Origin of the sequence: Herbaspirillum frisingense, assembly GCF_047325095.1 — a bacterium.
GTDB lineage: Bacteria > Pseudomonadota > Gammaproteobacteria > Burkholderiales > Burkholderiaceae_D > Herbaspirillum > Herbaspirillum frisingense.
In genome coordinates, this window is sequence record NZ_CP168558.1 from 5,207,768 (window position 1) to 5,218,331 (window position 10,564).

At 64.4% G+C, this 10,564-nt stretch carries 8 protein-coding genes; all 8 read right to left on the reverse strand.

Annotated elements, in window-relative coordinates; genetic code table 11:
- Positions 1–323: 323 nt before the first annotated feature.
- Positions 324–1,556, reverse strand: coding sequence for a cell division protein FtsA (gene ftsA / locus ACEOAC_RS23730; protein ID WP_008334543.1), 1,233 nt, complete (start codon positions 1,554–1,556; stop codon positions 324–326).
- Between the two features lie 10 nt (positions 1,557–1,566).
- Positions 1,567–2,337: a cell division protein FtsQ/DivIB gene (locus ACEOAC_RS23735; RefSeq protein WP_413444845.1), complete on the reverse strand. Its 771-nt coding sequence runs from the start codon at positions 2,335–2,337 to the stop codon at positions 1,567–1,569.
- A gap of 30 nt (positions 2,338–2,367) precedes the next feature.
- Entirely contained in the window at positions 2,368–3,372 is a 1,005-nt protein-coding gene (locus ACEOAC_RS23740) for a D-alanine--D-alanine ligase (RefSeq protein ID WP_234295268.1), read from the reverse strand.
- Entirely contained in the window at positions 3,369–4,796 is a 1,428-nt protein-coding gene (murC, locus tag ACEOAC_RS23745) for a UDP-N-acetylmuramate--L-alanine ligase (protein ID WP_413444846.1), read from the reverse strand. The genes ACEOAC_RS23740 and murC overlap by 4 nt, the downstream gene beginning before the upstream one ends.
- Entirely contained in the window at positions 4,793–5,875 is a 1,083-nt protein-coding gene (murG, locus tag ACEOAC_RS23750; protein WP_413444847.1) for an undecaprenyldiphospho-muramoylpentapeptide beta-N-acetylglucosaminyltransferase, read from the reverse strand. The genes murC and murG overlap by 4 nt, the downstream gene beginning before the upstream one ends.
- Positions 5,872–7,137, reverse strand: a complete 1,266-nt coding sequence (ftsW, locus tag ACEOAC_RS23755) for a putative lipid II flippase FtsW (RefSeq protein WP_006713154.1) — start codon at positions 7,135–7,137, stop codon at positions 5,872–5,874. Before ftsW ends, murG begins: the two co-directional genes overlap by 4 nt.
- Positions 7,134–9,287: a UDP-N-acetylmuramoyl-L-alanine--D-glutamate ligase gene (gene murD, locus ACEOAC_RS23760; RefSeq protein WP_413628615.1), complete on the reverse strand. Its 2,154-nt coding sequence runs from the start codon at positions 9,285–9,287 to the stop codon at positions 7,134–7,136. The genes ftsW and murD overlap by 4 nt, the downstream gene beginning before the upstream one ends.
- Before the next feature lie 107 nt (positions 9,288–9,394).
- Positions 9,395–10,564: a phospho-N-acetylmuramoyl-pentapeptide-transferase gene (gene mraY / locus ACEOAC_RS23765; protein WP_006465517.1), complete on the reverse strand. Its 1,170-nt coding sequence runs from the start codon at positions 10,562–10,564 to the stop codon at positions 9,395–9,397.

The following is a 10,564-nucleotide window of genomic DNA, read 5'->3' on the forward strand; positions in this document are numbered from 1 at the left end:
GCTGGCAGTTGATAGGCATCACGCGGTGTGACGACTAGCAACTGATCACTGCTGTCTATATGTTCAATTCCCTGTTGTTGCTGCTGTAACTTTTGAAACCAATACTGCCGATGCCACGAATGCCACGAATGCTACGAATGCCACGAATGAATGTTGCGAGTCATGCCTGCTACCGCTATCCCAACAAAACCGTCCTGCCCATCTGCTGGCGTACCGTCCATGTCGACTGCCTGAACCCTACAGCCGTTACGCCAGCGCCCACCAATGTTTTTACATCCTGATGCATTCCACAGCCCGCCAATGTTGCTTGCGGGACGCGGTCCTCAGAAGTTGCCGAGGAACCATTCCTTCATGCGCTGCCAGACCGCCTTCACCGAGCCTTCCTGGCGGGTCACGATGTAGCCGCGCAGGTATTGCTTCTTGGCTTCCTGCAGCAGGCCCAGCACGGTCGAGTAGCGCGGGCTGCGCACCACGTCGGCCAGCTGGCCGCTGTATTCGGGCGTTCCCAGGCGGGCCGGCTTCAAGAAGATGTCTTCGGCCAGTTCGGTCATGCCCGGCATCATCGCCGAGCCGCCGGTGAGGACGATGCCGGAGGACAGCACCTCTTCGTAACCCGACTCGCGCACCACCTGGTGCACCAGCGCGAACAGCTCTTCCACACGCGGCTCGATGACCGCCGCCAGCGCCTGACGCGACAGCGTGCGCGGATTGCGGTCGCCCAGGCCCGGCACTTCCAGTGTCTCCGTCGGATCAGCCAGGATCTGCTTGGCCACGCCATAACGCAGCTTGATCTCTTCGGCCTCCAGCGTCGGCGTGCGCAGGGCCATGGCGATGTCGTTGGTGATCTGGTCGCCGGCAATCGGAATCACCGCGGTGTGCCGGATCGCGCCTTCGGTGAACACCGCCACGTCGGTGGTGCCGCCGCCGATATCGACCAGCACCACGCCCAGCTCGCGCTCGTCGGTGGTCAGCACCGAATCGGCCGAGGCCATCGGTTGCAGGATCAGGTCCGAGACTTCCAGGCCGCAGCGGCGCACGCACTTGACGATGTTCTGCACCGCCGACACCGCGCCGGTGACGATGTGGACCTTCACTTCCAGGCGGATGCCGCTCATGCCGATGGGCTCGCGCACATCTTCCTGGTTGTCGACGATGAATTCCTGCGGCACCGTGTGCAGCAATTGCTGGTCGGTCGGGATGTTGACTGCCTTGGCAGTCTCGATCACGCGGGAGACGTCGGCCGCCGTGACTTCCTTGTCCTTGATGGCCACCATGCCGCTGGAGTTGAAGCTGCGGATGTGGCTGCCGGCAATGCCGGTATAGACATTGCGGATCTTGCAGTCGGCCATCAGCTCGGCCTCTTCCAGGGCGCGCTGGATGGATTCGACGGTGGCTTCGATATTGACCACCACCCCCTTCTTGAGCCCCTTGGATTCGGACTGCCCCAGCCCGATCACTTCGTGGCGGCCGTCGGGCAGCACCTCGGCCACCACCGCCACCACTTTCGAGGTGCCGATGTCCAGGCCGACGATCAGATTTTTTGCGTCTTTTGTCATAGCGTTCCGCTTATTTCATTTTCCCGTTCATTGCCGCCAGCACCATTCCATCCGCCTTCAACGCCATCCCGTTGGGATAGCGCAAGTCGACACTTTCTATCTTGCCCTGCAATCTTTCCAGCAGTTGCGGATACACCGCCACCAGCCTTGCCACACGTTCCTTCAGGACCGCATCGCCCTGATCACGCCCCAGTTCGACCGTCATGCCGTTGTCCAGGCGCACCGTCCAGGCATAGCGATTGGACAGCACCAGCGACTCCGGCTCCAGCTTGATCGGTGCGAACCACTGGCGGAACAGCGCCAGCCGCGCCACTACCTGCTGCTCGCTGCCGGGCGGGCCATCGAATTCCAGCAGGTCACCGTCGTCCTCGGCCTCGGCCAGGTTGGCGGTAAACACATCGCCCTTCTGCGACAACAACTTGCCATCTTCACCCCAGGTACCCAGGGCCTTGTGTTCCTCGATCTTCACCACCAGCCGGTCCGGCCATTCGCGCCGCACCATGGCCTTGCGCACCCAGGGCACGGCCTCGAAGGCCGCCCGCACCGCCGTCAGGTCGGCGGTGAAGAAATTGCCGTGGATGCGCGGCACCGCAGTAGCCCGCACCGTCAACGCATTGACCTTTTCCAGCGGCAACTCGCCGGCGGACTCGATACGTATCGTGTGCAGCGTAAACATCGGCCGCTGCGCCACCCACCACAAACCGGATGCCACCAGGGCCAGCAGCACCAGCGCAATGAGCGCACTGCTGATGGCGTTGAGCATCTTGACGTCCTGCCACATCGACGCGCGCGCTCCCTTAGACCCGAACCATCACGACTGGCCCGCCTGCGGCGTCCAGTCCTTGGAAGGCGTCATGTCCAGCGCCGCCATCTGCAGGATTTCGCAACACAGGTCCTCATAGCTCATGCCCACCGCCTTGGCCGCCATCGGCACCAGCGAATGACCGGTCATGCCGGGCGAGGTGTTGATTTCCAGCAGATAGGGTTCGGCCTTGCCATCGGTCTCGCGCAACATGAAATCGACCCGGCTCCAGCCGCGGCAACCCAGCGCATTGAAAGCCTGTACCGCCAGATCACGCAGATGGCGAGTCAGTTCCTCGTCAAGCGGGGCCGGACACAAATATTTCGTGTCATCGGTGAAATACTTGTTCTGGTAATCATAGTTACCCTCCGGCGCACGGATCTCGATGACCGGCAAGGCACGCGCCTCACGGCCCGTTCCCAGCACCGGCACGGTCAACTCGCGGCCGCGAATGAATTCTTCGGCCAGCACCACGCTGTCATAGCGGGCGCACAGGTCGAAGCCTTCCTGCATGTCCGAATAGCCGTTGACCTTGGCGATGCCGATGGTCGAGCCTTCGTGCGGGGCCTTGAGCATCAGCGGCAGGCCCAGTTCGTCCGGTACCAGGCGCAGCTGCTCGCGGCTTGTGGCCTTGGCGTCCAGCGTCAGGAAGCGCGGCGTGGGCAGGCCGTGCGAGAGCCAGATGCGCTTGGTCATGACCTTGTCCATGGCGATGCTCGAAGCCATCACACCGGGGCCGGTATAGGGCAGGCCCATCTGTTCCAGCGCACCCTGCAGGGTGCCGTCTTCGCCATAGCGGCCATGCAGGGCGATGAAGACGCGATCGAACTTCTCGGCCTGCAGTTCGCCCAGCGAGCGCACGGCGGGGTCGAAGGGATGCGCATCCACGCCCTTGCTGCGCAAGGCCTGCAGCACGCCATTGCCCGACATCATCGACACTTCACGTTCGGCCGAACGGCCGCCGAAGAGCACGCCGACGCGGCCGAAGGCCTTGATCTGGTCCTGGCTGATCATGCGGCCCCCTGTTCGTTCTTGCCGCCGGCCTGTGCCACCAGGCGCGCCGGTACGGCGGAAATCGATCCCGCACCCATGGTCATGACCACATCGCCATCGCGCACCACGTTGCGGATGGTCTCGGGCATGTCGCCGATGTCATCGACGAATACCGGCTCCACCTTGCCGGCAGCACGCAGGGCATGCGCCAGCGAGCGGCCGTCGGCGGCCACGATGGGCGATTCACCGGCCGCATAGACCTCACCCAGCACCAGCACGTCCGGCGAAGACAGCACCTTGACGAAGTCCTCGAAAAGATCGCGGGTGCGGGTATAGCGGTGCGGCTGGAAGGCCAGCACCAGGCGGCGGCCCGGATAGGCGCCACGGGCGGCGGCGATGGTGGCGGCGGTTTCGACCGGGTGGTGACCGTAGTCGTCCACCAGGGTGAAGTGCCCGGCCGGCTTGCCCTGGGCATCGGTGATCGGCACTTCGCCGTAGCGGGTGAAGCGGCGACCGACGCCATTGAATTCGGTCAGCGCCTTCTGGGTGGCGGCGTCATCCACGTCCAGCTCGCGGGCAATGGCGATGGCGGCGCAGGCGTTCTGCACGTTGTGCATGCCGGGCTGGTTCAGGCTCACCTGCATTGGTGCATAGCCGTACTGGATCACGGTGAATTCCATCTTGCCGTCCACCGCCTTGGCGTCGATGGCACGCACGTCGGCGTCTTCATGGAAGCCGTAGGTGAGGATGGGCTTGGAGACCATCGGCATGATCTCGCGCACGTGCGGATCATCCAGGCACAGCACGGCCACGCCGTAGAACGGCAGGCGCTGGGTGAATTCGACGAAGGCCTGCTTCAGACGCGCGAAGTCATGGTTGTAGGTCTCCATGTGATCGGCGTCGATGTTGGTGATCACCTCAATGACCGGCATCAAGTTCAGGAACGAGGCATCGGACTCGTCGGCCTCGGCCACGATAAATTCTCCGGTACCCAGCTTGGCATTGGCGCCAGCGCTGGTGAGACGGCCGCCGATGACGAAGGTGGGGTCCAGCCCGCCCTGCGCCAGCACGCTGGCCACCAGGCTGGTGGTGGTGGTCTTGCCGTGGGTGCCGGCGATGGCAATGCCCTTCTTCAGGCGCATCAGCTCGCCCAGCATCACCGCACGCGGCACGATGGGGATGTGCTTCTTGCGCGCTGCCAGCACTTCCGGATTGTCGCCCTTGACGGCGGTGGAGGTGACGATGGCGTCGGCGCCTTCGATGTTCTCGGCCGCGTGGCCATAGCGGATGCAGGCACCCAGTTGCGCCAGGCGCTGGGTGGCGGCGTTGCTGCCCAGATCGGAGCCAGAGACGCCATAGCCCAGGTTCAGCAGGACCTCGGCGATGCCGCTCATCCCGGAGCCGCCGATACCGACGAAGTGGATGTTCTTGACGCGATGCTTCATGGTGTTACCAGTCCTTCCAGCACGCGCGCGATTGCCTCGTTGGCATCGCGCCGGCCTTGTTCGTATGCCGCCTGCGCCATTTCATGGCATGCAGCGCGGTCCAGTTTCTGCAGCAAACCGGCCAGGTGTTCCGGCGTCAGTTCGCGTTGTGGCAGGTGGATCGCCGCCTTGTTGGCAGCCATCCACCTGGCGTTGTCGATCTGGTGCGAGGTCGTCGAGACCGCCAGCGGTACCAGCACACTGGCCACGCCAGCGGCGGTCAGCTCGGAGACCGTGATCGCGCCGGCGCGGCAGATCACCAGATCGGCCTCGGCGTAGCGACGCGGCATGTCGTCGATGAAATCGAGCACCTCGGCCTGTACGCCGGCAGCGTCATAGGCCGCGCGCAGCGCGACGATATGCTGCTTGCCTGACTGGTGCGTGACTTGCGGGCGCAACTCGGCAGGCAGCCGGGCCAGTGCAGCAGGCACGTTGTCGTTCAGTACCTTGGCACCCAGGCTGCCACCTACCACCAGGATCTTCAGCGGGCCGGTGCGCGTGGCATAACGGTCGCCCGGTTGCGGCAGGGCGATGATTTCCTTGCGCACCGGATTGCCGGTGACCTCGGCCTTGCCGGCCGCCCGGCCGAAATCGGCGGGGAAACCGAACAGCACCTTGTCGGCCAGCGGCGTCAGGGTCTTGTTGGACAGCAGCAGCGCCGCGTCGGCATTGACCAGCACCAGCGGCTTGCCGCGCAGGCGTGCCATCGCACCACCCGGCACGGTGACGTAGCCCCCCATGCCGAGCACCACGTCCGGGCGACGCTGGCCGAGGATGCGGAAGCAATGGAAGAAGCTCGCCGCCAGGCGCCACACGCCCTTGACCGTATGCATCAGGCCCTTGCCGCGCAGACCGGCGAAGACGATGCTGTCCATCTCCACGCCGTGGCGCGGCACCAGATCGCGCTCCATGCCGTGGGTGGTACCCAGCCAGGATACCTGCCAGCCACGCGCGCGCATGGTCTCGGCAATGGCCAGGCCGGGGAAGATATGACCACCGGTCCCGGCCGCCATGATCAGCAACTTGCGCGGCGCGCTCATAGGCGACCTCCGCGCATCAGAACCCGGTTTTCGTAATCGATGCGCAACAGGATGGCCAGGCCGACGCAGTTCAACAGCACGCCCGATCCCCCGTAGCTCATCAGCGGCAAGGTCAGGCCCTTGGTGGGCAAGAGACCCAGGTTCACACCCATGTTGATGAAAGCCTGCACACCCAGCCAGATGCCGATGCCCTTGGCCACCAGGCCGGCAAAGGTCAGGTCCAGCGCGATGGCCTGGCGGCCGATCTCGAAGGCGTGCTTGACCAGCCAGTAGAACAGCAGCACCACCACCAGCACGCCGACGAAACCGAGTTCCTCGCCGATCACCGCCAGCAGGAAGTCGGTGTGCGCCTCCGGCAGGTAATGCAATTTTTCCACGCTGCTGCCCAGGCCCACGCCGAACAGCTCGCCCCGCCCGAAGGCGATCAGCGAGTGCGACAACTGGTAGGCCTTGCCCAACGCATTTTCTTCTTCCCAGGGATTGAGGTAGGCGAAGATGCGCTCGCGCCGCCAGGGCGAGGTCACGATGACCAGCGAGAACACGCCCACCAGCGTAGCGCCGATGCCGCCGAACCAGACACCATTGATACCGCCCAGGAACAGGATGCCCATGGCGATGCAGACGATCACGCCGAATGCACCCAGGTCGGGTTCCAGCAGCAGCAACAGACCCACCAGGCCGACCGCTGCGGCCATCGGGAAGAAACCCTTGACCAGCTTGTGCATCACCGCCTGCTTGCGCACCGTGTAGTCGGCCGCATAGAGGACGATGAACAGCTTCATCAGTTCGGAAGGCTGCAGGTTGATGATCTTCAGCGAGAGCCAGCGCTTGGCGCCGTTGACGCCCTTGCCCACGCCCGGCACCAGCACCATCAGCAGCAGGATCAGGGTGATGCCGAACAGGTAGGGTGCCCACTTCTGCCAGGTCTCGATACGCACGCGGAAGGCCAGCGCGCCAGCGATGATGGAGACCACGATGAAGATCGCCTGGCGGATCAGGAAATGGTAATTCGAATAGGACGCGTACTTGGGCGAATCCGGCAAGGCCACCGAGGCCGAATACACCATCACCATGCCGAACAGCATCAGTAGCAGGACCACCCAGATCAGCGGCTGGTCGTATTCCATCATGCGCGAACGCTGCTCCAGACCGATGCTGCCCGATGCGCTGCCACGACCGGCACGGACCCGGCCGGCGGCCACCGGCGCAGCCTCCTTGAGGCCACCCAGCAAGCTGCGCATCGAGGACAGGTTCAGTTTCATGCCAGTACCTCGCCACGCGAGAGCGCCAGCTCACGCACCGCATCCACGAAGACCTCGGCACGATGGGCGTAGTTGCGGAACATGTCCAGGCTGGCGCAGGCCGGGGACAGCAGCACGATGTCGCCGGCGCGCGCGATCTCGCCAGCTTTTTCGACTGCGGCTTCCAGGCTGGCGCAATCGATCAGCTCGACACCGCTGTCGGCCAGCGCTGCCCGGATGGCGGGGGCGTCACGGCCGATCAGCAGTACGGCGCGTGCATATTTCTGCACCGGCAGGTCCAGCGGCGAAAAGTCCTGGCCCTTGCCGTCGCCACCGGCGATCAGCACGATGCGGTTCGGACGACCACCCAGGCCCAGTCCGTTCAGGGCCGCCACGGTGGCGCCCACATTGGTGCCCTTGCTGTCGTCGTAGTAATCCACTTCCTGGATCACGCCGACCAGTTCCACCCGGTGCGGCTCGCCGGTGTAGTCGCGCAGGCCATGCAGCAGCGGCGCCATCGGCAGGTCGATGGCGCGGCACAGGGCCAGCGCGGCCAGTGCATTCATGGCGTTGTGGGCGCCGCGGATCTTGAGGGCATCAGCCGGCATCAGGCGCTTCAGGGTGACCGGAGGTGGCAGCATGTCCTTTTGCTTGCGGCGCCGCTTGCCTTCCGGCACCTCGTCGTCTTCATGCACGAAGGCATTGGCCAGCCACTGCATGCCGTTGTCGTTGACCAGGCCGAAGCTGTTGGGCGCGGCCGGTTCGTCCAGGCCGAAGGTCGACAACGGCGCGGCGCCGGAGGCCATCTCCATCACCAGCGCATCGTCACGATTGAGTACGCGCACGGTGCCCTGGCCGAAGATACGGGCCTTGTCGGCGGCATAGTTTTCCATGCTGCCGTGCCAGTCAAGATGGTCCTGGGTCAGGTTGAGCACGGTGGCCGCATGCGGCTGCAGGCTGTGCGTGGTGTGCAACTGGAAGCTGGACAGCTCCAGCACCCAGGCCTGCGGCATGCTGCCACGGTAGGTCGGCTCGGGCGGCGGCGGTGGCGGGACTTCCACCAGCGCGTCTTCTTCAGCCTTTCGCGAGACTTCCATGAAGTCACCCAGGTTCATCGCTTCGCCAGTTGTGGCGGGCATATCGGGATCGGCCTGCGGCACGACGTCGGAGGCCACTTCCAGGGTGGCGGCGACGGCGGGATCGACTGTTTCTGCAGCAACCGGCGTTTCGGCCAGCTCAGCGTTTTCAGGGGCTGCGGTCGTCTCTGTGGTCTCAGTGGCCTCAGTAAACTCAGCGGCAGGCAGGTCTGTTTCGACAGACTCGTGCGGCTGTTGCACCGGTCCGGTCGCTTCGCCGTCGTCGGCCGTTGCCAGCAGATCCAGCTGCGGGGCAGCGGGTGCATCAGTCGACAGATCAGCAGACGAATCTGCGGACGGTTCGACGGACGAATCAGCCGGCAGATCGGCCTGCAGCACCGGCACGGCAATCGCTGCCGCTTCTTCGATACGGGCGGCGGCGCGACGATGTTTTTCGGCCTCGGCCGCCTGCTGGGCATCCAGCACCGCTTGCTGGGCGGCTTGCGCCTCGGCTTCGGCCTGCGCCTGGGCTGCGGCGATCGCATCCTGCTCGGCCAGTTCGGCCAGGAAGACCTTGTCCCGGATCACCGCTTCGCGCAACACATCCAGCGCGGCCGGGCTGATATTGCCGGCCACTTGCACCGACAGACCGGCACGCTGGCACAGCAGGCCGGTCAGGCGCGTCACCGTGGTCTTGCCGTTGGTGCCGGTGATGGCCAGGACCTTGGGCTGGTACAGCGTTTCTTCGCGCAAGGCGGCCAGCGCCTGGGCGAACAGTTCGATCTCACCCCACAGCGGCAGGCCACGCTCGGCGATGGCCGGCATCAAGGGGGCCAGTTCGCCATCGGGCGCCAGGCCCGGGCTGACGGCGACGAAGTCAACGCCCTCCAGCAGGGAGGGCGACAAGGCCTGGCCCAACACGGCCTGGGCCTCGGGTGCGTCACCGCGCAGGGCGGTCAGGCGCTCGGCCAGGGCCGCTTCGCCACGGGTATCGGCCACGCGCACGCTGGCGCCGCAGTAGACCAGCCACCGCGCCATTGCCAGGCCGGACTCACCGAGTCCGAGCACCAGAACGTGTTTGCCCGAGTAATTCATCGTTGTTTCCAAACTCACTTCTCTAGAACCTGCTTGCTACAAAGGCGCCCCTGACATGGTCGGCAAGGGCGCCGTGATTTCTTTCCTGCTACGGGGTGAAGCAGACTTCAGCGCAGCTTCAGCGTCGACAAGCCCACCAGCACCAACATCATTGTGATGATCCAGAAACGGACCACCACCTGGGTTTCCTTCCAGCCCTTCTGCTCGTAGTGATGGTGCAGCGGCGCCATCAACAGCACGCGGCGGCCGGTGCCGAACCGCTTCTTCGTATATTTGAAATAGGCCACCTGGATCATCACCGACAGGGTCTCGACCACGAAGATGCCACCCATGATGAAGAGCACGATTTCCTGGCGCACGATCACGGCGATGGTACCCAGGGCGCCGCCCAGCGCCAGCGCACCGACGTCACCCATGAACACCTGCGCCGGGTAGGCGTTGTACCAGAGGAAGGCCAGGCCCGCGCCACCCATGGCGCCGCAGAAGATCAGCAGTTCGCCGGCGCCCGGGATGTGCGGGATGAACAGGTATTTGGCGTAGCTGGCATTGCCGGTCAGGTAGGCAAACAGGCCCAGCGCGGCACCCACCAGCACGGTGGGCATGATGGCCAGGCCATCCAGGCCGTCAGTCAGGTTGACGGCATTGCTGGTGCCGACGATGACGAAATAGGTCAGCGCGATGAAGCCCCACACACCCAGCGGATAGGTGACCGTCTTGAAGAACGGCACGATCAGGTCGGCCTTGGGCGGCAGGTCCAGGCTGAAGCCGGAACGTACCCACGCCACGAACAGGTCGAAGACCTTCATGTTGCTCACTTCCGAGACCGAGAAGGCCAGGTAGAACGCTGCCACCAGGCCGATCAGCGACTGCCAGAAATACTTTTCGCGCGAGCGCATGCCCTGCGGGTCGCGATAGACCACCTTGCGATAGTCATCGACCCAGCCGACGGCGCCGAAACCGAGCGTGACGATCAGCACGATCCAGACGAAACGGTTGGACAGGTCGGCCCACAGCAACGTGGAAATGCCAATGCCGATCAGGATCAGCACGCCGCCCATGGTGGGGGTGCCGGACTTGATCAGGTGGGTCTGGGGACCATCGGTGCGCACCGCCTGGCCGACCTTCATGCGGGTCAGCATGCGGATCACGGCCGGGCCTGCAATCATGCCGATCAACAACGCCGTCAGCGTGGCGAACACCGCGCGGAAGGTGATGAAGTTGAACAGGCGCAGAAAGCCGAAATCCTGTTGAAAATTCTGTGCGAGCCAGACCAGCAT

Excerpts from the sequence above, each read along its gene's own strand:
- ftsA (WP_008334543.1), bottom strand. The coding sequence starts at position 1,556 with ATGACAAAAGACGCAAAAAATCTGATCGTCGGCCTGGACATCGGCACC.
- ACEOAC_RS23735 (WP_413444845.1), bottom strand. The coding sequence starts at position 2,337 with ATGTGGCAGGACGTCAAGATGCTCAACGCCATCAGCAGTGCGCTCATT.
- ACEOAC_RS23740 (WP_234295268.1), bottom strand. The coding sequence starts at position 3,372 with ATGATCAGCCAGGACCAGATCAAGGCCTTCGGCCGCGTCGGCGTGCTC.
- murC (WP_413444846.1), bottom strand. The coding sequence starts at position 4,796 with ATGAAGCATCGCGTCAAGAACATCCACTTCGTCGGTATCGGCGGCTCC.
- murG (WP_413444847.1), bottom strand. The coding sequence starts at position 5,875 with ATGAGCGCGCCGCGCAAGTTGCTGATCATGGCGGCCGGGACCGGTGGT.
- ftsW (WP_006713154.1), bottom strand. The coding sequence starts at position 7,137 with ATGAAACTGAACCTGTCCTCGATGCGCAGCTTGCTGGGTGGCCTCAAG.
- murD (WP_413628615.1), bottom strand. The coding sequence starts at position 9,287 with ATGAATTACTCGGGCAAACACGTTCTGGTGCTCGGACTCGGTGAGTCC.
- mraY (WP_006465517.1), bottom strand. The coding sequence starts at position 10,564 with ATGCTGGTCTGGCTCGCACAGAATTTTCAACAGGATTTCGGCTTTCTG.